Annotated in this window: 21 protein-coding genes; 4 read left to right on the top strand and 17 right to left on the bottom strand. The window is 49.2% G+C overall.

Going from position 1 to position 22,864, the window contains the following annotated elements; genetic code table 11:
* On the bottom strand, positions 1-927 hold the full coding sequence (locus tag EJO50_RS03595; protein ID WP_125976258.1) for a TerC family protein: 927 nt from the start codon (positions 925-927) through the stop codon (positions 1-3).
* 383 nt (positions 928-1,310) lie between these two features.
* On the opposite strand from EJO50_RS03595, the gene nhaR reads away from it, so the two are divergent.
* A complete protein-coding gene (gene nhaR, locus EJO50_RS03590; RefSeq protein ID WP_125971663.1) occupies positions 1,311-2,204 on the top strand; it encodes a transcriptional activator NhaR in 894 nt (297 codons plus the stop codon).
* Between the two features lie 104 nt (positions 2,205-2,308).
* Here the strand turns inward: nhaR and EJO50_RS03585 are convergent, their stop codons facing one another.
* The 3 genes from EJO50_RS03585 to EJO50_RS03575 all read right to left on the bottom strand — a co-directional run bounded on the left by EJO50_RS03585 (position 2,309) and on the right by EJO50_RS03575 (position 4,947).
* On the bottom strand, positions 2,309-3,085 hold the full coding sequence (locus EJO50_RS03585) for a ferredoxin--NADP reductase (RefSeq protein ID WP_125971661.1): 777 nt from the start codon (positions 3,083-3,085) through the stop codon (positions 2,309-2,311).
* A gap of 171 nt (positions 3,086-3,256) precedes the next feature.
* A complete protein-coding gene (locus tag EJO50_RS03580; RefSeq protein ID WP_125971659.1) occupies positions 3,257-4,198 on the bottom strand; it encodes an electron transfer flavoprotein subunit alpha/FixB family protein in 942 nt (313 codons plus the stop codon).
* 2 nt (positions 4,199-4,200) lie between these two features.
* Positions 4,201-4,947 (bottom strand): electron transfer flavoprotein subunit beta/FixA family protein, encoded by a 747-nt coding sequence (locus EJO50_RS03575; RefSeq protein ID WP_125971657.1) that lies wholly within the window; start codon positions 4,945-4,947, stop codon positions 4,201-4,203.
* Between the two features lie 273 nt (positions 4,948-5,220).
* On the opposite strand from EJO50_RS03575, the gene EJO50_RS03570 reads away from it, so the two are divergent.
* Positions 5,221-6,150, top strand: coding sequence for a LysR family transcriptional regulator (locus EJO50_RS03570; protein ID WP_125971656.1), 930 nt, complete (start codon positions 5,221-5,223; stop codon positions 6,148-6,150).
* Positions 6,151-6,162: 12 nt separating this feature from the next.
* Here EJO50_RS03570 and EJO50_RS03565 read toward each other — a convergent pair whose 3' ends face one another.
* The 3 genes from EJO50_RS03565 to EJO50_RS03555 form a co-directional block, all read right to left on the bottom strand.
* Positions 6,163-6,669 carry a redoxin family protein gene (locus tag EJO50_RS03565; protein ID WP_125971654.1) on the bottom strand — a complete coding sequence of 169 codons (507 nt, stop codon included), beginning with the start codon at positions 6,667-6,669 and terminating at the stop codon, positions 6,163-6,165.
* Positions 6,670-6,788: 119 nt separating this feature from the next.
* Complete coding sequence (locus EJO50_RS03560) at positions 6,789-7,157, bottom strand: hypothetical protein (RefSeq protein ID WP_125971652.1); 369 nt, start codon at positions 7,155-7,157, stop codon at positions 6,789-6,791.
* Between the two features lie 67 nt (positions 7,158-7,224).
* The gene (locus EJO50_RS03555; protein WP_125971651.1) at positions 7,225-7,707 is read right to left on the bottom strand and encodes a GNAT family N-acetyltransferase; all 483 of its coding nucleotides are present in this window, start codon (positions 7,705-7,707) and stop codon (positions 7,225-7,227) included.
* A 250-nt stretch (positions 7,708-7,957) separates the two neighbouring features.
* Between EJO50_RS03555 and EJO50_RS03550 the strand changes: the two genes are divergently transcribed.
* Positions 7,958-9,616 (top strand): electron transfer flavoprotein-ubiquinone oxidoreductase, encoded by a 1,659-nt coding sequence (locus EJO50_RS03550; protein ID WP_233702165.1) that lies wholly within the window; start codon positions 7,958-7,960, stop codon positions 9,614-9,616.
* Between the two features lie 107 nt (positions 9,617-9,723).
* Positions 9,724-10,458: a dienelactone hydrolase family protein gene (locus EJO50_RS03545; protein ID WP_125971650.1), complete on the top strand. Its 735-nt coding sequence runs from the start codon at positions 9,724-9,726 to the stop codon at positions 10,456-10,458.
* 195 nt (positions 10,459-10,653) lie between these two features.
* Here EJO50_RS03545 and EJO50_RS03540 read toward each other — a convergent pair whose 3' ends face one another.
* The 10 genes from EJO50_RS03540 to EJO50_RS03495 all read right to left on the bottom strand — a co-directional run bounded on the left by EJO50_RS03540 (position 10,654) and on the right by EJO50_RS03495 (position 22,860).
* The gene (locus EJO50_RS03540; RefSeq protein ID WP_125971648.1) at positions 10,654-11,388 is read right to left on the bottom strand and encodes a substrate-binding periplasmic protein; all 735 of its coding nucleotides are present in this window, start codon (positions 11,386-11,388) and stop codon (positions 10,654-10,656) included.
* Positions 11,389-11,603: 215 nt separating this feature from the next.
* Positions 11,604-13,010, bottom strand: coding sequence for a lipid II flippase MurJ (locus EJO50_RS03535; RefSeq protein WP_125971646.1), 1,407 nt, complete (start codon positions 13,008-13,010; stop codon positions 11,604-11,606).
* Positions 13,011-13,079: 69 nt separating this feature from the next.
* Positions 13,080-13,901, bottom strand: a complete 822-nt coding sequence (locus EJO50_RS03530) for an acyltransferase (protein WP_125971645.1) — start codon at positions 13,899-13,901, stop codon at positions 13,080-13,082.
* Positions 13,898-15,298, bottom strand: a complete 1,401-nt coding sequence (locus tag EJO50_RS03525) for an O-antigen ligase family protein (protein WP_125971643.1) — start codon at positions 15,296-15,298, stop codon at positions 13,898-13,900. The genes EJO50_RS03530 and EJO50_RS03525 overlap by 4 nt, the downstream gene beginning before the upstream one ends.
* On the bottom strand, positions 15,298-16,401 hold the full coding sequence (locus EJO50_RS03520; RefSeq protein ID WP_125971641.1) for a glycosyltransferase family 4 protein: 1,104 nt from the start codon (positions 16,399-16,401) through the stop codon (positions 15,298-15,300). Before EJO50_RS03520 ends, EJO50_RS03525 begins: the two co-directional genes overlap by 1 nt.
* Positions 16,385-17,638 (bottom strand): glycosyltransferase family 4 protein, encoded by a 1,254-nt coding sequence (locus EJO50_RS03515; protein ID WP_125971640.1) that lies wholly within the window; start codon positions 17,636-17,638, stop codon positions 16,385-16,387. Before EJO50_RS03515 ends, EJO50_RS03520 begins: the two co-directional genes overlap by 17 nt.
* Entirely contained in the window at positions 17,638-18,924 is a 1,287-nt protein-coding gene (locus EJO50_RS03510) for a GH39 family glycosyl hydrolase (RefSeq protein ID WP_125971638.1), read from the bottom strand. The genes EJO50_RS03515 and EJO50_RS03510 overlap by 1 nt, the downstream gene beginning before the upstream one ends.
* Positions 18,908-20,110 (bottom strand): glycosyltransferase, encoded by a 1,203-nt coding sequence (locus tag EJO50_RS03505; RefSeq protein ID WP_125971636.1) that lies wholly within the window; start codon positions 20,108-20,110, stop codon positions 18,908-18,910. The genes EJO50_RS03510 and EJO50_RS03505 overlap by 17 nt, the downstream gene beginning before the upstream one ends.
* Positions 20,111-20,119: 9 nt before the next feature.
* The gene (locus tag EJO50_RS03500) at positions 20,120-22,090 is read right to left on the bottom strand and encodes an exopolysaccharide transport family protein (protein ID WP_125971634.1); all 1,971 of its coding nucleotides are present in this window, start codon (positions 22,088-22,090) and stop codon (positions 20,120-20,122) included.
* Positions 22,087-22,860 (bottom strand): polysaccharide biosynthesis/export family protein, encoded by a 774-nt coding sequence (locus tag EJO50_RS03495; protein WP_125971632.1) that lies wholly within the window; start codon positions 22,858-22,860, stop codon positions 22,087-22,089. Before EJO50_RS03495 ends, EJO50_RS03500 begins: the two co-directional genes overlap by 4 nt.
* Positions 22,861-22,864: the final 4 nt, after the last annotated feature.

Genomic DNA, 22,864 nt, shown 5'->3' with positions numbered 1-22,864 from the left:
TCAATCAGGCTTGCGCGACACATAAAGACTCGCCACCACACTACCTGCAATCAGCACCGTCACCACAGTTAAAGAGATCGCGATCGGCATATGAAACCAAGGCATGATCAGCATTTTGGTACCGATAAAGGTCAGCACCAGCGCCAGGCCATACTGTAACAAGTGAAAGCGATCTGCCATATCCGCCAGCAGGAAATACAAAGCACGCAGGCCCAAAATGGCAAAAATATTAGAGGTAAAGACAATAAACGGATCGGTTGTAATGGCAAAAATAGCCGGAATAGAGTCAACCGCAAACACCACATCTGAAATTTCCACCAAGACCAGCACTAAAAACAGTGGGGTAAAGTAACGGATACCGTCTTTCTTCACGACAAACTTTTCACCATGATGATCATCTGTCACACGAAGGTATTTACGGGCGATTCTAAGCACCGGGTTCTGGGTCATATCCGGTTCTTCTTCTGCCACAAACAGCATACGAACACCCGTTATCACTAAGAACGCGCCAAACAGATATAGCACCCAGCTAAACTCCTGCACAACCCACGCACCAGCCAGAATCATCACCGCGCGCATCACCAGCGCACCTAATACGCCGTAGACCAATACCCGGCGCTGATACTCTGCAGGCACATTGAATGCAGTAAAAATCAGCAGAAAGACAAAGACGTTATCGACCGACAAGGATTTTTCGATCAGATAACCGGTCAGAAATTCCAGAGCCTTACGGTCAGCAACTTCCGCACCTACCGTGCCATTCAGATACCACCATAAACCTGCATTAAAAAGCATGGCCAGGCTAATCCAGACCAAAGACCAGCTTGCAGCTTCTTTAACACTGACTTTATGCACCTTGCTGCCGCCAAAGACGAATAAATCGAGGGCCAGCATGGCGAGGACGAAAACAATAAACACGCCCCACATCCATGGTTCACCAATTGAAATGGCTGCTTCCACAGTGTAACTCCTGATTAAAAAAACATAAAAAACCCTGAACAGGCCCTTAAAACAACAAAAGCAACTGGCTAACCTAATTCATGCGTTTAGCCAGACCTATCCGCTCACCTGCCCAGCTAAAAAAACATATTCAATACACACGGCCTCCGCCCCCGATAAAGCACCGGCTATCGGTAAGCTTGCTGATCATTTTCCCCGCCGGTGTGCTTTGACCTGGGCCTTGCAGGGCAAGTTGCGGCCAGCAGACAATATTCAAAAAAATAGCACAGCCATTTTATCCTTGCTTTTACACAAAGAAAAACAGATTATTCTTGATGAATTGATCGTTAAAACTTGATGGAAAACCCACCGTGCTCAACTACAAACAGCTCTATTATTTCTGGAATGTCGCCAAAGCAGGCAGCATTACCCGTGCAGCCGAACAATTGCATCTCACACCGCAAACCATCAGCGGACAGCTTGCAGAACTGGAACGATCCCTGGGGGCCGATTTATTTCGCCGTACCGGCCGCCGCCTGGAGCTCACCTCTGCCGGAAAGATGGCCAATGAGCATGCGCGGGAAATTTTTCAAATTGGTAACGAGCTGGAACAAATACTAAAAAGGGGCAGCACCGAGCAATCATTTCGGGTAGGGGTGGCCGATGCCGTGCCAAAGTCAATCGCCTATCAACTGCTCGCCCCTGCCATCAGCCTGCCTGAGCCTGTGAAGCTGATTTGCTATGAAAATAAGCTGGAACGCTTATTTGCCGAGCTGGCAATTCATAAGCTGGATTTGGTCATCGCAGACCAGCCCCTGCCTTCCGAGCTGGGCGTCAAAGGCTACAACCACTCTCTGGGGCATTGCGATATCGCTTTTTATGCAATCCCTGAGCTGGCTGCACGCTATCGGGAAGGGTTTCCCCGCTCACTCAACGGCGCGCCCTTTTTACTGCTTGGAGACAAAGTGGCCATGCAAACAGCGCTACTACGCTGGTTTCAGGAGCAAGATATTCAACCGCGAATTATCGGGCAATTTGATGACAGCGCACTGATGAAAGCATTTGGAAAAGCCGGAGCAGGTGTATTTCCCGCTCCGGCCATCATGGAACGGGAAATCCAGAAACAGCAAGGTGCCGAACTGATCGGCCACGCCACATCTGTGGTGGCAAACTACTACGCCATTTCAGTGGAAAGACGCCTTACCCATCCGGCGGTACTCGCAGTCAGCAACGCGGCCAAGCAATCGGTATTTGGAAAACAATAGGCAAAGACAACCGACAAGATGCCCGTGCACCCCCGCAGACATAAACCCGGTCTTTATACCAAACCCCGCTCATCCAAAGATCAATAATTTAATCGAAGCTTTGCTTACTTTTCTACGAAAGCGCGCTCGATTACGTAATCGCCAGGCTGGCCAATGCGTTTTGACACCTGAAAACCACGCGCATCAAGCATCGCGCAAGTGTCTTTCAGCATAGCCGGGCTGCCGCAAAGCATGGCACGGTCTGTTTCCGGATTCAGTGGCGGCAAGCCGATATCGCTTTCCAATTTACCCGACTCAAACAAATCCGTTAAACGGCCCTGATTACGGAAAGGCTCGCGCGTGACTGTTGGATAGTAAATCAGCTTTTTTTGCACTTCTTCACCAAAGAACTCGTTGTGTGGCAGCTCTTTTTGAATAAAGTCGGTATAAGCCAGCTCGCTCACAGTACGCACGCCATGCACCAGAATAATTTTTTCGTATTGCTCGTAAGCTTCAGGATCCTGAATCAGGCTCATAAATGGCGCAAGACCGGTACCTGTTGAAAGGTAATAAAGGTTTTTGGCTGGCTTTAAATCGCTCAATACCAAAGTGCCTGTCGGCTTACGGCTTACCAACAATGGATCGCCTTCTTTCAAGTGCTGCAGACGGGACGTCAGCGGGCCGTCTTGTACTTTAATACTAAAAAACTCCAGAGTTTCAGAGTAATTCGGGCTGGCAATCGAGTAAGCGCGCATCAGCGGCTTACCGTTAACTTCCAGACCAATCATCACAAACTGGCCATTTTCAAAACGCAGCGAATCATCACGGGTAGTCGTAAAGCTGAACAACGTATCATTCCAGTGGCGAACCGATAACACATGCTCGGTAGCAAAAGCGCTCATATTTTTCTCTTTAATCTTAAATAAGTTCAGTAAGAGCTGAAAACCCCAATCTAAAAACACAGAGGACACAGAGAACACGGAGTTTTACGAAGAAACCCTTATTAATACATTGTTTTTCTCCGTGCTCTCCTTAGCTCCATGGTTCAAGGTTTGGGTTTTAACAATTAATAATTACTCAGCAACCAGCGCTGCAGTCAGCTCGGGCACAGCTTCAAACAGATCGGCCACTAAGCCAAAATCAGCCACTTGGAAAATTGCTGCATCAGGGTCTAAGTTAATCGCCACAATCACTTTACTGTCTTTCATACCGGCTAAATGCTGGGCTGCACCCGACACACCTGCGGCGATATAGAGCTCAGGTGCCACAACGGTGCCAGTCTGGCCAACTTGTAAATCATTCGGTGCGAAGCCCGCATCCACTGCAGCGCGCGTTGCACCAATGGCAGCGCCCAGCTTTGCAGCCAGCGGATTTAAGATAGCATCAAACCGTGTTTCCAGCGGACGCCCCCCTGTTACAACCACCCGGGCAGAAGCCAGCTCAGGGCGATCGCTGATGGTGTGAGTTGCAGATACGAAACGTGCTTGATTCTGTGAAGAAAGAGCAGCAAGTGCAGCGTGATCCACAATATTTGCGGCGGGGCCATTAGCCGCTGCATCAAAGCTACTTGCACGCACCGTTAACACTTGCACCGCATCGCTGCTTTCTACCGTAGTGAGCACACTACCGGCGTAAGTCGGGCGGATATATGTTGCAGGCGCACTGATGCTAATCACATCAGAAATCATGGCTACATCAAGCAGCGCGGCCACGCGTGGCAGGGCATTTTTTGCGGCGGCTGAATACGGCGCTAAAATCACCTGATACTTTGGTGCGAGATCAAGCAGCAGCGCAGCCACATCTTCGGCCAGCGCGTGCGCCAGAGCTGGCGCATCCACACAAATCACTTCGCTGACACCCGCAATAGCAGCGGCTTCGGCCGTTACTGCTTGCAGCTCATGGCCCAGCACCACCAAATGAATTGGGGCATTCCATGCAGCCGCAGCCGTTACGGCCTGGCGGGTGGCTTTTTTAATTTGCTTGCCGTCGTGTTCGGCCAGAATCAATACTGTCATTTTTAGATCGCCCCTGCTTCACGCAACTTGCTGACTAATTCAGCCACATTTGCAACTTTAATACCGGCTTTACGCTCCGCTGGCTCGGCAGCTTTCAGCAGTTTTAAGCGCGGCTCAGCATTAACGCCCAGATCGCTGGCAGCAATGGTTTCAATTGGTTTTTTCTTTGCCATCATCAAATTAGGCAGCTTCACAAAGCGCGGCTCATTCAGGCGTAAATCCGCAGTAATCACCGCTGGCAATTTAAGCGCCACGGTTTCTGTGCCGCCATCCACTTCACGCACCACCACGGCTTCGCCATCGGCTACGGTAATGCTGGAAGCAAACGCGCCCTGGCCTGCATGCATCAGTGCTGCCAGCATCTGACCTGTCTGGCCTGCATCATCATCAATCGCCTGCTTACCCAAAATAATGAGACCAGGCTGCTCTTTATCAACAATTGCTTTTAATAATTTGGCCACGCCCAGCGGCTGCAGCTCAAGATCGCTCTCAAGCAAAATCACCCGATCTGCACCCATCGCCAAAGCATGGCGTAATACATCCTGGCAAGCTGCAGTGCCTATGGTCACGGCCACAATTTCTGTAACCACACCGCGCTCTTTCAGGCGCAATGCTTCTTCAATAGCAATTTCGTCGAAGGGATTGATGCTCATTTTAACGCCAGCAATATCCACATCCGAGCCATCAGCCTTAATCCGTGGCCTGATGTTGTAATCCACTACACGCTTAACCGCGACGAGAACTTTCATAAATCCCTCCTGTTTGCCGCACATTGTAGGGCAAGGTAGAATATCTGGTAAATACCAATCTTTGATAAAGATATTCCATTTTCCAGATATGTGCACTTCAAAGGCTGGTATTATAAACAAAATATCGGGGCACAAAGAACAGCGGGGAAAGAAGCAAAAAAACACTTTTAACGCAGCCAAGCTTGGGACATAACGCTTTTAAACCCAGCATTTGCTTTTCAATCTGTGTCTACAGACCTGTTTCAGAACTTAACGCCGCACATTCAGATACCCATGAACTACACCCTCAGACAGCTCGAAGTATTTACCGCCGTGGCCCGTGCAGAGAATGTGTCTCGTGCAGCGGAGCATCTGGGCATGAGCCAATCGGCCACCAGCACCTCGCTCACCGAATTTGAGCGGCAATTTCAAATTAAACTGTTTGATCGGGTGGGTAAAAAACTACAGCTTAACGAGCTGGGGCATATTATTTTGCCGCGCGCGATCGAGCTGCTCGATCGTGCCCATGAAATAGAAGCCCTGTTCGAGGGAAAAACAGGCTTTGGGCCGATGCGCATCGGGGCAACGCTGACCATAGGCAATTACCTCGCCACCCTGCTTATTGGCGAATTTATGCAAAATCACTCTGGTAGCCACATCGATCTGGACGTACACAACACAGCCAATATTGTTAAAAAAGTCGCAGAATTCGAACTGGATTTCGGCTTGATCGAAGGGGACTGCTCGCACCCTGATTTAATTGCGCAATCCTGGGTTGCGGACGAACTGGTAATTTTTGCCGCACCAGATCATCCGCTCAGCCATAAAACGGTAGTCACACTGGATGATCTGGTCTCCACACCGTGGATTGCCCGCGAAACGGGCTCGGGCACAAGGCAGACCTTTGAGCATGGCATGCGCCATGTTTTATCTCAGCTTAATATCCGCCTGGCGCTGGAGCATACCGAAGCCATTAAACGCGCGGTGGAATCGGGCATGGGTATCGCCTGTATTTCACGATTAGCGTTAAAAGAAGCCTTCCGGCGCGGCAGTCTGGTCGAAATCCCTGTGGCGGGACTGGATTTTAAACGACAATTTCACTTTATCTGGCATAAACAAAAATATCTTACGCCAGGCATGGCGCTCTTTATTGAACGCTGCAAAGAAGTCGCAGCCGGGGTAACAAGCAGTGATCAGATTGTGCTGCGCCAGCCCATCATCTGAATCGCCCCACCATCATGGCCGCTCTAGTAGTAAAGCGTTAAGCGCGGCTTCAATTTTTTGTGCCTGCGCGTCCCCCCGATGCGTTTCCCCTACAAAACGCCGACGAATCACACCGCGTTTATCAACCAGATAAAAGCTTGGCCAATATTGATTATTCAGGGCTTTCCAGTAAGCAAAATCATTGTCGATCATGACAGGATGCTTAAAACCAAACTCAGCCGCCTTAGCCGCCACAGCAGCAGGCGCCCTCTCCCGATCAAACTCAGGGGAATGAATGCCCACTACTTTGAGCCCCTTGCCAGCAAAACGCGCAGATAAATCATTGAGCCAGGGAAAGGAGCGGTAGCAATTCCAACATTCAAAGGTCCAAACATCCAGCAGCAATACCGAGCCTTTGAAATCAGCCACTTTGAGCGGCGGACTGTTAATCCATGCTGCAGGGCTGCGCTGAGTAAATTCCGGCAGGTCCGGCTCTGCATAGCAGTAAGAGCAAAACAATAAAATCCATAAATAGCGCATAACCCAGCTCCTAAAAAGATGCTTAGACTTAGTCGTGCACTATTTATCTATCTGACATTGCTTAGTTAATTTTTAGCAGGGCGAATGCTTGCACCTTTTTTATAAGACAAAATAAAAACCTATTTTCTTTGCTGAGCGTCGATATCTGCCAAAGACTCTGCGCCCTTAGCTGTCATTTCATAGCCTACCGCACCTTCAATCGAGCTGATATGCGATTTTTTGAGCAGAAATTCTTTAACATTGGCATCCAGCAGCGCAATCGGGTCGCTAGCAACTCTGCGCAAACCATCAATGCAATGCTTCATAAATAGCGTTTGCGTGCCTCTTTCGGTAATTCTCATAATGCCATTACGGCCGTAATCTACGTATTTAAGGCCTGAAAGCAGCTTGGCGTGTTTCAATACCAGCGGGCTCAGTCTTTTGCTTTTTAAGCCACGGCTAACTTCTTTAAGCGCTTCAAATTCGTCGTCTGTTAATCCAGCATTCATCTTGTTATCCTGCCTGTAAGGCTTAAGGGCAAACATGGTACGCGCCCTGTGTTTGTTACGTAAACGATTACACTAACTTTAGCTGCATCATAAAGGCGTGACCTAGCTTTGGGTCCAGCTCAAAGTTTGTAAAACCAACGGCTTTATAAAGTGAATAAGCAGGAGTATTGCCTTCCAATACTTCTAAAGTGACTTTGCAACAGCTTAAATGCCGCGCGATTTCAATCACCTTGGCCATCATCAGCCTGGAAATCCCCTGCCCGCGAAAATCAGGATGCACCGTAAAATCATGAATATTAAGCAGCGGCATGCAGGCAAAGGTTGAAAAGCCTTCCATACAAATTGCCAGCCCCGCCGGTGCACCGTCGCTAAACGCCAATACAATATGCACGGTGCTGCGTTTTTTTAGTTCAGCAATTAAATGGGACTGTGCAAAAGATGATAAAGCCTGATGGCCGCCCATAGGGTCCAGCGCGTACTGGTTTAATAGGTACACCACTGCTTCGGCATGCTGCGGGTGGGATAAATCAGCCTGAATGATTTCCAGCATACAATCTTCTTTATGGGAGAGAGTTATATTGAGCAAAAATGCCCCGGCAAGCCATGCTAGAAGTATCTGCAAGACAGCCAGGGGCATAACAATACTGTGGAATTTTTGCCAAGTACCCGAGTTTGCCACTTAGTTTGATACTAAGCAAAGCGCTGCCACTCAATAAGGCTTCACCTTATGCGATAATGCGCGCCCTGTTGCAGGGAAAACACCCTGCCATACATTAAATACAATGCAACAAGGAACACCCATGCAAGCAATCGCCCGCGATGTGATGGAATACGATGTTTTGATTGTGGGCGCAGGTCCCGCGGGCTTATCTGCGGCGATTCGCATTAAGCAATTGGCAGCCCTTGCAAACCAGGAAATCAGCGTCTGTATTTTGGAAAAAGGCGCAGAAGTTGGCGCGCATATCCTCAGCGGCGCGGTGATTGATCCGATTGCACTGGATGAGCTGATCCCGGATTGGAAAGCACTGGGTGCACCGCTTAAAACGCCGGTCACAACCGATCACTTTATGTTGCTGGATGAAGATCAGGCTTTCCGCATTCCCAACCCGCTACTGCCGCCGCTGATGAATAACCACGGCGCGTATATCGTTAGCCTTGGCAATGTATGCCGCTGGCTGGCGGAACAAGCTGAAGGTCTTGGGGTAGAAATCTACCCCGGCTTTACCGCCGCCGATGTGCTTTATCACGAAAATAGTGCAGTAAAAGGGGTGGTTACCGGCGATATGGGCCTGGATAAAAACGGCAAGCAAAAAGCCGATTTCGCCCCCGGCATGGCGCTGCACGCTAAATACACGCTGATTGGCGAAGGTGTGCGCGGCTCGCTAACCAAAATGCTGGAAGCGCAGTTTAATTTACGCGATCAGGCCGACACGCAAAAATACGGCATCGGCTTTAAAGAGCTGTGGCAAGTTGCACCCGGCCAGCATCAGCCCGGCCTTGTCAGCCATTCGCAGGGCTGGCCGCTGGATAACAGTACCGGTGGTGGCTCGTTTATTTATCACCTGGAAGACAACCAGGTAGCCGTTGGCTTTGTAGTGCATCTGAACTACAGCAACCCGCATCTCAGCCCCTTTGATGAATTCCAGCGTTTTAAAACCCACCCAAGCATTCGCGGCCTGTTTGAAGGCGGCAAACGCCTAAGCTACGGCGCAAGGGCGATTTCTGAAGGCGGCTTGCAATCGATTCCTGAGCTGACATTCCCCGGTGGTGCGCTGATCGGCTGTGCGGCAGGCTTTTTAAATGTGCCGCGCATCAAAGGCACGCACAATGCCATGAAGAGCGGCATGCTGGCGGCTGACGCCGTGGTCAATGCGCTGGCCGCTGGCCGCAGCAGCGATGAGTTAGTTGCCTATCCGGCAGCAATTAAAGCCTCCTGGGTTTGGCAGGATTTAGACAAGGTCAGAAATATCAAACCGGCACTGTCAAAATTCGGCAATGTTTTTGGTTCAATGTACGGTGGTTTCGAGATGTGGCTGGCCAGCTTTGGTGTACGCCTGCCATGGACTTTCAGCCATAAAAAACCGGATCACGCCTGCCTGAAGCCTGCAAATGAGTGCTCACCGATTAACTATCCTAAGCCGGATGGCAAGATCAGCTTTGATAAGCTGTCGTCAGTTTATATATCCAATGTAAACCATGAAGAAAACCAGCCTTGTCATTTGCACCTGGCCGATATTGAGCTTGCAATCAAAGTTAACATTGCTCTATATAATTCACCTGAAAGTCGCTATTGCCCAGCGGGTGTATATGAAGTAATCCAAACGGACACAGGCCCTCGCCCGCACATCAACGCGCAAAACTGTATTCACTGCAAAACCTGCGATATTAAAGATCCAACGCAAAATATCACATGGACAACGCCAGAAGGCGGCGGCGGGCCCAATTATCCGAATATGTGATACTTATGAAAACGCAAGTCTATAGACACAGAGAACGGGAAGAACACAGAGCCCGAAGATAAAAACCAAGCCATAGAAAATAGTAGAGGCTGCAAATAGGAAAAACCATGATTATTCAAAAACATATTGTTGATCTGCCTACGCCAACCGGCATTATGCGTACTTACGTGCATCGCCCAGAAGGCGATAAAGCCTATCCGACGATTTTGCTTTATTCAGAAATTTTTCAGCAGACCGGCCCGATTGAGCGCTCAGCACGGCTGATGGCCGGGCATGGCTATGCGGTTGTCGTGCCAGAGATTTTCCATGAGCTGAACCCAATCGGCACAGTGCTGGCTTACGATCAGGCGGGCAGCGATAAGGGCAATAACGATAAAGCCAATAAACCGGCAGAAGGCTATGACAGCGATAACCAGGCCGTGATCGCATGGCTGGCCAATCAGCCATGGTGCAACGGGCAAATTGGCGCAATGGGCTTTTGCATCGGCGGCCACCTGGCTTTTCGCGCGGCCTTGCAGCCTCAGGTTAAAGCCACCGCCTGCTTTTACGCTACCGACCTGCATTCCAACGCCATCCCCAATCTGCCAGGCCAGCACAGCATGGACAGATTAGCCGATATTTCCGGCGAGCTGATGATGTTCTGGGGTAAGCAAGACCCACATATCCCTGCCTCAGGGCGCACTTTGGTCTATCAAAAAATGAGCGAAGCCGGGCTAAATTTCAGCTGGCATGAAGTGAATGGCCAGCACGCTTTTATGCGCGATGAAGGCTTACGCTATGATGCGCAATTAGCGATGCGGGGCTATCAATTAGCACTGGATTTATTTGGCCGCTGCCTGTAAACACCCAAAACATAGCCCTAATGCAAATACGCAGAGAAAACCCATCACGTCCGGCCTGTAAAATTCGACGCTCTCTGTGATTCAAAAACCATGAATGCCCGGTGTCAGGCCAGACTCTCTTTCTAGAATCAAAAAAGGCAGATTTATCCCTGCCTTTTTTCACCTCTCCCCGAATTAAACCATTATCTTTATAATTTAATTATTTGTTTCAGGAATAACTTTTTTCAACTTGGCATCTGCAATTGATTGATTAAATGACTGCAAATACTTGCCCATACTCATACTTTTTGCAAATCCAAGATACATCGTATCTCTAACCACAGGTTGTTTTAAAATTACAAATTGTGCTTTGTTTGATTTTAAGCCCGGATCTGCATCAACAATACTATCAAAGCCAATTTTTCCACTTCCAACCAAGACACAATCAACCCGGCCATAAAGCAGTTTTTTAAATCTTACAGCAGGTATTGAACTGGTATCGATACTAAATAATTTAGCAGCCACGGCCTTATCAAAAACCTCCCCATAACTTGCACCTAAATGCACGCCGACTGATTTACCTTTTAAATCTTCAATCCGGGCATAGGGAAACTCTTTTCCTTTCTTAACAACAATATTGATATTGTCATCAAATATTGCATCCGAATAATCAAACTGACTTAATCTTGCTGATGTTTTAGATAATCCGATCACGCCACCGTGGCCTTGTAAAGCAAATTCGTAAGCTCTTCTCCAGGACGTATGCTCAAGGGCTAACTTGGACCCCGTTAATTTGGAGTGATGCTGTAACAGCTTATATAAAACACCAGCAGATTGGCCATTCTTATCTTTGTACATAACGGGGAAATAACTATCATCCCCATAAATAAGTGGCTCGGCCGCTGATACAAAGCCGGACAACAATAAAACCAGCAGTATGCTTAATTTCACAATAACCTCGCACCAGATACATTCAATTATTTCTCTTTAATCCAAGCATCAGAGAAGCTCTGATTTCCCCAATTTAGTCATTTCTGCACAGGTGGGAATCCAGTCTTTATATTGAATCCCTACTTAGACAATGACTACCTAATCAAAGCATCCTTGATCTGTTTTAAGTATCTACTATATCAGCATAGTGTTTTGTGCTGGTTCTTGTACCCTATTCAGCCTAATTTCTTTTTTAAGCGATAAGCCCCGAAGATAAACAGCAATACCGCAATCACCACTGCCACGCTCAGCTGGGCAATATGACCATGAGATGTCCAAATAAAGATAAAGCCCGCCAGCGCGCATAAAAACAAAGCTCCCATGGCCCACCGTGTTAAATCACCAAGGAGCTTCTGATCGATACGGCGGCACAGCATCCATCCGGTACTCAAGACTCCCCCCATCACTGCGGCAGCAATCCCCCATATCCCCAAGAAATAAGGCAAACAAAGTAAACAGAAAGCTTGAACCGCGCTGCCACTTAACTCGCAAATTAAAGGTGTACGGGTATCCGCTGCCGCATAGTAATAACGTGCCAACAGTGCGTTCCACGCGCCAAAAATAATGGATACCGCAAACAAAGCCAGCAGAGCCGGAAGTGGCCCCCCAACCAAACCGCCAGGCAAAAGCAAATCAACCAGAGCTGGTGCAGCAGCAATAAGCCCCACCGCTGCGGGCAGTGTTAACAATGTACAAAGCAGCAAACCAGTGTCGAGCATTTGTCGTCTGGCATTGGCCCCTTCCCCGCTCATCTTTCCAAGCAAAACCTGATTCAGGCTCATCAAAGCAATAAGCGGAATATTGACCAATTTGCGCGCCAAATTAAGAAGCGTAATCGAGCCTTCTCCCAATAAAGACGCAGCCAGGCGTTCTAATAATGTGAGCCCCTGACTCGCTGCGCTGCTGCTTAGCAGCGGCCAGAGCTGCCGCCAGACGGCAATATTCTCGCCACGCTGTGCAGCCAGCCAGGGCCGCCATCCCATACGCCAGACAGAGGGCAGCAGCAGCAATGTCATCAGGAAGCTGCCTAAAACAAAGCACTGTGCCAACTCGATTGGGTCTGCCGCTTTTTTAGATAAAAACAGATAAACCACTGGCGGCAGGTTAAAGGCCAAAGATCCCAGCCCCGGCAACACAAAACGGCGAGCGGCCTGCATAGGAATGGTAAGCATTGCTTGCAAAAATAGCCCCGGAATCACCCATGCTAAATAACGCAATGCCTGAGTGGCCTGCGAGGAGTCTGCGGCAGACAAACCCAGCCCGATCATTTTCACCAGGTAAGGAGCCAACAGCATGATGCCCAGCGCCAATCCCAGTCCCAGCAATAAAAAATGCCTGATCTGGCCCGCCAGCCAGGCAGACTGACTCTGGGCAGGCTGGGCCTGCCAAAGTGGCAACGTAGCAGCAGACAGTAATCCCCCTGCCAGCATGGTACGCAGTGCTTCAGGTAAAAAAAGAGCCACCAGATAAGCATCTGTCCGCGCCCCTGCACCCCAGTCAGCGACAAGCAGCCATTCCCGGGCAAAGCCCGCAACCAGCCCAGCCAGTGTGGCCAGTGTAAGTAACAACGTATGACCTAGCACAGCGTCTTCCCGCTTATGGGGTAAACAGCTATTTTTAGCTGCGGGTATTGGCAAGGCATAGTGCAACCTCTAGTAAAACAGCGTAAACAGGCCTTTTCCGCCCACTTTATAAGTCAGGTCATGTGGGCGCTCACCCATAATTTTGGCACCCGACCCCCCCACAATTTTATACGGGGCAATTTCTTTACTAACCAGCGTATTAGCCGTCACCACAGCTCCACGGCCAATCCGCGCGCCATGCCCGATCAAAGCACCGGTGGCAATCCATGCATAATCATCAATATGAATGGGGGCAGAAACTGACCAGAACTCGGGGGCAGTTAAGTCATGGCTACCGGCAATAATTTTGGCATGCGAAGCCACCGCCACATGATCCCCAATAATCAGCCCGGCACGAGCATCAATCTGGCAATGCCATGCAATGCAGCTATCATCGCCAATCACCAGATTTTCCACGCCCAGAATCTCGGTCGTGCGCCATACCGCCGAACCTTTACCAATTTTGGCCCCGCCCAGACGCAGCCAGGCCAAACGCAAATGATGGCTAGGAATTTTATTAATCAAAATGTTATAGCACTGCTCCCAGGCACGCAGCCAGCGATCTTTAAATGTGGGCCAGTTAATGCCATAACGGGGAACCAGCGTGGTGGGAATTTCATCACGCAGCAGAGCATAAAAACGCCGGGCCAGGGGGGGATCTATCCTTGTTTCAATATTGACCGAGCAAATTGATACACGAGGATTCGCCTCGTCGCCTTCTTCGAAAGCCACTTCATTAGCCAGCATCCAGTGGTAGCTCTCTGTCAGCACTTCCAGAGAGACGCCCAGTTTTTGTGCGTAAGCCTCCAGATTGGAGCGCAGTGCCGTGGAATGATAAATACGATGTTTCATGCTTCTGTTTTCCTGTATGGATTGTCACCGAGCAACGGATCCTGGTTCTGCCGCAAGCTGCGTGCAGACTGAAGATTAATCGCCATCATCAACCAGAAAAGCGCAATCAGGACCATAGTAAAGCTGTAATAATGATCAAATAAACCAGTAAGTAAAGCCGTCAGTAATCCGGCTCCCGAGCCTATCCAGATACCCCGCTCCGGACTCATCTCACTTAATTTTGCACGCGGTCTGCACTCACGCCACCAAGCCACGGTTACCGCAATAAACAACAACATGCCGGGGATGCCCAGCTTGTAAATAAAGTTGAACCATAGATTGGAAATCCCCAATAAATTAGTTTTTGGCGGAGGCGGATCAACCTTAAAACCAATCCCGAGCGGAAAACGTGCCATTGCATCAGGAAAGCGCCGGTACTCATCCATACGGATCTCCGTACTGGCGTTGCTACTTGAAAAGGTTGTAGAGAGCCGTGCCTGCAATGGTGGATAAAACAGCACCAGGGCCACACCCAGCACGATCGCTACCCCAATCACCCGCCCCGCATAGGGTACCCGGTATGAGGTTAACCACAGCAACACCAGAACTAAGCTCACAATCGCCCCGCGTGAGCTACTAAACAGAAGCCCTGCAGCCCCCAGCAATACCACACTGAAGCCCAGTAACTTGCGCCAGCCTTGCTGCGTCAGCGCGTAAAAAAAAGCCAGCGGTAAAAATAAAACCAGCACACCCCCAGTTAAATTGGGATGTACCCAGGGGGACGCCATGCGTGAAAAATTAGCTGAAAAAATATCTTTAACCGCTTCAGGATGGGCATATTTCAGTTTTTCTAAAATCACGATAAAAGTGTTGGCATCGTGATCTTTTAAAAACATCCCCACCGATAGCAATAACATCACCAAAGAGCCAAGCAGCAGGGAAACAATCAGCTGATCCCGGCGCAAACCATTGTCGACCAGAATGGGAAAAAGAAATAAAGGCGATAAATTTAATAGCCAGCGTATCCAATTCACCGGGCCATTACCCTCTGCCCCGCTCATAATCAGCTGACCAAGCAAAAATGGCAGAGCACTGTAAAGCATTAAATAACGCAAGCGCTGCTCTGTCTTACCAAATTGCCAAACCAGACGGCCTTGCACCATTTGCCAGAAAACGCCTACCCATACCAGGCCAAGAAGCGCCTCGGAAACCGTTACCCGTATCCCCATATTGACTGTGGTGTAAGGAATGAACGTCGCCACCACACCAAATAGAATCAGCCCGAAAAAAGGCAGCCTTACAATATTGAGTGCCAAAACCAGAGCCACAATCGCCAGCAGCATGATGCCTGGCGAAGAGGCCATCAACAGTGCTGAAAAAACCAGAGCACAAAGCAGCGCAACAAGCAAACCGCCCATCACGCCCCGCCTTGCAGGGCCGCAAGCAAGTGCTCGACCCGTTCTGCATATGCAGGCATGGCAAAGCACTCTGCCCAGGCCTGCCTTGAGTGATCATTCCCCTGAGGGCTCTGCGCTAAATTCAACATCAGTCTTTGCATCGCCTGACCATCATGCGGAGAAAAACGTGGCGAATCCGGCGGAGTAATTTCATTTAATGCCGAGCCCTCAGCCACGGCAACCGGAGCGCCCTGAGCAAGCGCTTCAATCACCGGCAGACCAAAGCCCTCGGCAAGAGAAGGCTGCCAGAGGCAAGCCGTATATTTGTAAAGAGCAGTTAACTGGGCATCGCTAATCCCTGACACGGCCATCAAACCATCCAGGTTTTGCTGAGACAAAGGCAGATCACTCAGACTACCCACCAAAACAAGGGGGGGAACATTGCTTTGCTGTTGACGTGCAGCCTGCCAGGCCGCAACAAACCGAGGGATATTTTTACGCGGCTCGCGCGTCCCGACCACCAGCCAGTATTGAGCCGGTATCCCGCCAGGAAGACACAAAGGCTCAGCGTGTAAAACACTGGGCACCGCATTAGGCAGTACTGCAATTTTTGCAGCTGCGGCAGGAAACAGTCTGGCAACCTCTTTTGCCGTAAAGCATGAAGGGGTCCAGATCGCATCGGCCAGCGCCACAGAGCGACCAATACCAAAACGATCGATCTGCCGGTAAACCAGGGCTTTTAAACGGCTGCCATGATGGTTATCCATCGTCAGCTGAAATACGTCGTGCAGCAGCAAAACATAGCGTGTGTCAGGCGGTGTTTTCCATACGGGCAAGCCTGTGTTGGCCGTTGCGATATACACATCCAGCTGGCTGGCTTTAATAGCCTGTGGCAAAAAACCAAACTCAAACTTTATGCGCTCACGCGGCCGATGCAAGCCATGAGCGGGGCTAGCCGATGCAGGGCAATGTGCAATTTGACGGTGAACATGCTCCAAAGGTGCAGCGGTGAAACGCTGCACTTCGCCAGCGGCTTGCAGCGCCTTTTCCAGCGCCAGCACCTGCCTGGCAATCCCCGAATAAGGCGCAGCCGTTACTGGCCGATAATCAATTCCGATCCGCATATTTCATTTTCTGGTAAAGAGTTTCAAGTTGGCTGGCGCTAATCTGCCAGTCATTGTTTTCACAGGCATAAAGACGGCCCGCCTCAGCCATTTCGCGCGCAGCCTCACCCTGATTCAAGAGTTCAACCACCGCCTGAGCCAGCTCTTCGGCCGATTGCCCCGGCATGTAATCCCGTCCAGCCTGCAGCGTCAGGCCTGAAACGCCCTGCGGCGTACTGACCAGAGGCAAACCGGCAGCCAAAGCTTCCAGCACCTTGAGCTTAGAGCCGCCCCCTTCACGTAAAGCGGCCAGAAACAGTGCTGATTTTTCTTGCTCCAGTGTCAAATCAGACACAAAACCGCGCCACTCAATTCTTGGGTCAGGCCAGCGCTCACGCCAGGCATCCGGCATGGCATAACCACACACCACAAAACGTGCATCAGGTACCGCAGCCCACACCTTTGGCATAATGTCATCCAGGCTCCAGGCCACAGCATCCCGGTTGGGCGGGTATTCAAAGTTCCCGATAAATAAAATTTGCCGGCTGTTCAAGTCAGGCCACACATGAGCAAAAGCAGTGGTATCCACACCATTGATCACCACGTCCACTCCACGGCGGCCTATTTTTGCAAGCTGCTCCGCATCCTCAAGCGTCACTGCCGCCACAGATCTGGCTGCACTTAAAACGCGTTTTTCCCAACGGCGATAGCGCCACTGATCAAAACACATATAGGGCCGCATCCAGGCAGGCATCTGCTGATAAGTGGCAGCGCCAAGTGAGGACTCCACATTATGCTCGGTCAGTAAAAACGGCTGATTTCTGGCCTGTAACTGCTGCAAAAAAGGCTGCAAACCGTAGCTGTGCTCGATTTGCACCACATCCCAATGACTTTCCAAAAGAGCAGCAAACACACGCTCCAGCTTTGGCGCAAAGCCATTCACACTAGCCAGTAAAGGATAAGGAGCAAATGCTGCTGCTGCCAGCGTAAGCGGGTGCTTTAAGGGGCGACGAGGCAAAACAATCAATCGCTCGACAATCCCCTCCAAGTGCGCCCTCACCTCAGGCAAGAGCGACTCTTTACTTTGCACAAGCAAAGTAATTCGATGCCCTCGATGAGCCAGCGTGCGCAGCAAATGATACTGACGCAGCTTGCCGCCACTTGTGGTCGGCCAGGGTAAATACGGCAAAGTCCAGAGGATATTTAATGGGGTATTCGCTGAAGAGAGCAAAGCAGAACGGATCAAACTAGATGTCATTAGCGCCATTCCAGAATTTGTAACTGGCGAGTAACCGCCAGAGTCGACGACTTCTGCACGGTTTTAGCCCCGGTTAAAGGCTGATAAACCGTCACATCACCCGCCGTAGCCAGCTCTAGCTTGCCAGGCTGGTTTGCCCAGAACATCCACAGACGCGTGCCATCGGGCTTTTTCCAGCCCACGCTATAGAGACCATCTACTGATCCCTTATAGGCAGGCGCTTCACCCGGCAAAAGCTTGGGGCCGGTAATTTTTAAAAAACTCGCCAAGGCGGTATAAGCAGGCTTGGGCTTACCTTGTAAATTCAAAAGCCCGTAGCTACGGTCCCGAACCCCGGCCCGGCTATCCAGATCAGATAAAGCAAATAAAAATATGCGATCAAAATCAGCCGCACTCATCAATGCCAGACGGCGCAGCAAATAATCAGCCTGCCCTGCCTCACCAATAATATTTTGCTCTTCCTTAGGGCCGGAGTAGCTGGACCAGCCCCATTCCGTGGCCCAAATACCCGGCACTTTCATGCCTCTGAGGCGTTGATTGATTTCCTTGGTGCGCATAACAAAATCACGCTCTTTGACCTCGTCGCCCTCCGGCTCTTGGCTATAGGGGTGATATGCAACCACCGCCCCCAGACCCAGCGCGCCCATTTTACCAAGCTCCTCCAGCATGAGGCCCTTCTTTATCGGCATTTGGCTGTAATACGCCATTCCGGCCATGACAACGGGTTTGGCCGGAGCAATTTGCTTTAATACCCTGACCGAAGACTGCAGTAAGCGGCCATAATCAGCCGCATTTTCAACAGGTCGCCAGAAGCTCGGTAAATTCGGCTCATTCCAAACCTGCCAGGCATCGACCGAAGGGTAACGATGGGCAAGTATTCCCATACGTTTTGCAAATACTTCATTATCTTTCGGAGGGTACTGATCTTTATGACTGGCAAATGCAGGCGCACTACTGGCAAAGGGGGCCGATCCCACCAAATAAAACACAGATTTAAGCTGCTTCTCTTTTAATGCATCGACCACCTGGTCAATGGGTAAAAAAAGATACTCATTTTCTTTGGCTTCATGCCTGTCCCAGTGCAAATCGACACGCGTCCACTCCAGCCCTAAATCACGCAGGCGATCCATCTGCTGCGCAGCCTGCTGCGGGGTAAACCACAAAAAATGCGCATTTACCCCCAGAAAATCACGCCAAACTACTGGCTTTTTGGCAATCAGCTTTGTCTCTGCACCGGCAGCTCCGGCTAACAAGGCTACAAACAGAAAACTATAAATGAGGCGCATTGGGTTTTCCTTGTATCAGGCCCGAAAATAACTTTCCAAACTGCTTAGCAATATTAGGCCAGCGGCGTGCCACACCCAGCGCCTCTGCACTTGTGCTTCTTTGAGGTAACAGCGCAGGCTGATCCAGTAGCTGCAACAGCAAAGCGGCTAAAGCGGCCGTGTTACCCTGAGGGTAAACCGCGCCATTATTAAAGGAGACTTCTTCCGCAAATGAGCGGGCATCCGAGCTAATCACGCTTCGCCCACATGCAGCGGCCCAGGAAAGCACACCGCTGGTGCCCCGCATCTGCCCCAGAAAAGCCAGTTTTTTAGATTCCTGATATGGCAGAACCAGTACATGATGTGATTGAATCAAGGGCACAATTTCTGCAGTTGGTACATCAAGCTGCCAGCGCACCATATGAACAGGCAGGCCTGCAGCCTGTAACTGCGTTTTTAATTCATCCAGATAGGACGGCCCGTTAGCAAAAGTCATTTCAGGCGCCGTTCCGCCTGCAAGAGTCAGCTCCACAAGCGCTGCCGGGCGCTGTGCCATCAATAAAGCCAGTGCCGCAATTAAATCTTCAATACCCTTACCACGATAAATAAATCCAAAATACAGCAGCTTTAAAGGCCCATGTGGCGGCAACGGGGGCAAAGCCTGAGGAGTAATAATCTGGTTACCATGTGCTATCTGCTGCACCTTTCCCTCCGGCAAGCGCATACGCAGGGCCAAGCGGCTCGCGCCTAGGGCTGTTAAAGTGATTAAAGTTGTCAGCTTTGCAGCAAGACGACGCTCACGCGCCAATGTCCAGGGATCACATAACAAGACCAGGGCCTGATGAGCACGGCGTGGCAGATATTTACCCAACGCATCAGGCCAGCCAAGCGGCCGCCAGATTATGCGCTCGGGATCGTGCACGGTAGCGCTTAATGGCAACAAGGGGTAATGCCGGGCAAGCCACTCCAAAGCTAAAAACTCGCCATTACGCCCGCCCCCCAGCTCTGCATGAACCAAATCCACATCCTGCCAATGAACACCCTGCATTTGCGTATTAATCTGCTCTGCAGTTTCTCCCAGACGCTTATTTTTGAATGGCAAAATCATCTCTAAGCCTTCCTGGCTTAAAGCCTGCTGAAATGCATCAGCATAATCTGCAATTCCACTTTGCTCCGGCGGCAAAGGGGCAATGAGTGCAATACGCATAAAATCCCCTTAACGAGAAATACGGCTAAGTAATCCGGAAGAAATCTCGAATTGCCGACGATTAATAATAATGCCATCCACTTTTTTAAATGCCGTATTTAAAATAGAAAGGGTATTTTCAACCATAGGCACGGTAGACTGCCCAGCCTCGATCACAAGTAAAATTAAATCAGCCTGTTTAAGGCGGACAAAGGCCTCCTGATTACTTAATAATGCCGATGCATCGCCCAAAACCACTTCACCCGGGCGAGCACATTCACCATCTGCCAGCCGGTTAGGAATGCCGCGTTCGTTTAAAATCCGCTGAAACTGGCTAATTAAGTAACTCACGCCCTCCCCATGCCGCGAAGAAGTCATTCCGATATTCAGCCCCTGAGTTTTAAGAATAGCCAGTGGCAATTGGCTATATAGCCGATAAATACTCGCCTCAAACGAAGCCGATAAAATACCTGTCTTCTGCTCCATTACCGTAGTCCATAACGGAACACCAAAGTGCTGTTTTACTTTCCCCCCATCATGAATACGCTGATCCAGTAAATAACAGATATAAATTACAAATAATCCCACAGCAAAACCCGCAGGCAGCGCCATTAAAAGCATCATTAAGCTTTTAGGAAAAACCCGTCCAGGAGAAAAAGTAGCTTGTTCAATCACAGCAATATTACTAATCCGGCTATTATCCAGCTCCCTGTCAATACGGGCTTTTTCCAGACTATCGATATACAGCCGATAATTTTTTTCAGCAATAGCCAAATCACGCTCTAAATCTGATAATTCAGGATCAATAGATAAAATGCGCTGCCTTTCTTCTTTCAGCGTAACCAGCTCTGCATCATAAGCAACAATTTGTGTTTTTAATTCGCTTACCCGCATATCACGCTCTAAAGCAGAGCGCTTCAGCATAGTAACCAATTCATTAGGAACACGATTTTCAGAGCGCTGAACGGTTTCTTTTTCCTTCGAAATCTGCTCTTTAAGCGAACTGATACTTCGATTTAACTCAGCAATTGGCGGAGCCTGATCCTGATAGTTTTTTAATTTATCCAAACGCTCTAAAATCAAGCCGCTTAGCTTAAGTTTAAAATCCTGCTGAATAGGATTTAAACCTAATTCTCGCTCTTTACTGACTTCCTTGGGCAAACTTCCTGCTTTACGTCTGGCACTCAGCATACCGCTTTCTAAACCCTGTTTCAAAACATAAGCCTCTGCCCGCTGAGCAGATACTTTATTAATCCGATCAGTCAGGCTTTCCAGCTTTTCCTTGCTGCTCATGCCATCAATATTTTTTAATTTTTCTGCAATTTTTTCTTTATTAGAAGCAATTTGCCCTGCAATTTTCTGACTTTCAATCTCATAAAAGCTGTAGAGACTATCATTGGCCAGTTTTTTCCCCCGCTCGGTTTGATAAAACTCTATCCATTTATTAACAACACGTTGAGCAATCAATGGCTCATCCCATGTAAAGCTGATTTCCATCACAGATGACCCAGGCTCATGCGTTACCGTAAATTGTTTTTCCAATTTACTAGCTAAACGATCAACCGGTGTCTGTGTTTCTGATAGCCCGACAAAAATAAAAACCGAACGCACACCATCAACTAGATTACCCAGGCCTTGTTTAATGTAAAACTTAATCAGCTTCCAGCCTTTTTTTTCAGACGAATCATTTACTTCATTTAAATAATACTCTGCAACCTGCCGAATAACCGGACGGCCAGTCAGCATTTTTTCTTCGTCCACAACAGGGTCACGCTGGGTGCTGGGAGCCACCAGTGTCTGTCTGTCACTATATTCAATAGGTACTGTGCTCATTGCTCTGCCAGGCTTAACCAGCAGCCGCGATTCGGACACATAGCGTGAAGGTAAAATAAAGGCACCCACTACAATTAAAATAGTGGTTGCAATCAATGCCCAGCGAAATTCTCTTTTAAAAATGAAAAATAAACGAATAATATCGCGAAAAGTACGAATTTCTATCATGGAAGAGTCACTGTAGTAGATGAGCCTGAACTTTTATTCAAATCGTAGCTAAACCCGATTCCAATTCCTTTAGAGAAAGGTATTAATTGATTAAAATATAAATCAACCCCTTCAATTGCATTGCCCAGAGTAGATTTAGGCACAAACACAATATCTCCTCTTTGCAGCATCACACCACGGCGTTTAGAACCGGCCTGCAGAAACTGGCTAAAATTAGTAAAATAAACCTGATAAAGCCCCATATCATCCATCCTGAGCAAAGCAATATGTTCGCTATCGGCCACAGGTAAAACACCTCCGGCACCGATAATAGCCTGCTCTATACTTGCCGCTGCAGTTAAGTCAAAAGCAGAAGGATTACGCACAGCTCCCCCCACAAATACCCGGTTTCCAGGTGCAATAGCAATATTGACCGTTACTTTTGGATAGCGATAAACAGCAGTTAACTTTTCACTGATCTCCTGAGCAACCTCTTCGGGAGAGCGTCGTGTTGCTTGAATCACGCCTACAAAAGGATAAGAAAAGGTGCCATCCGGGCGGACAAAAAATAGAACCATTTCATCTTTTTCGGCAGGCGTTTGAGCATCCCTCACAATTCTGAGCGTATCCCCGTTCATGATACGGGTAACAGGAGGAGGCAATTGGCTGATATCATGAATATCAATCCGGCGCTCATCCAATACACTTTGCTCAGGCAACAATATACTACTGGGGGTAGAACAAGCGCTTAAGCAAAATAAAAGCACGCAAAGCACAAGGTTATTTTTCATAAAA

It is taken from the genome of Iodobacter ciconiae (genome assembly GCF_003952345.1).
GTDB lineage: Bacteria > Pseudomonadota > Gammaproteobacteria > Burkholderiales > Chitinibacteraceae > Iodobacter > Iodobacter ciconiae.
The sequence above is the reverse complement of the archived record's forward strand: the minus strand, read 5'-3'. Positions and strand labels throughout refer to the sequence as shown.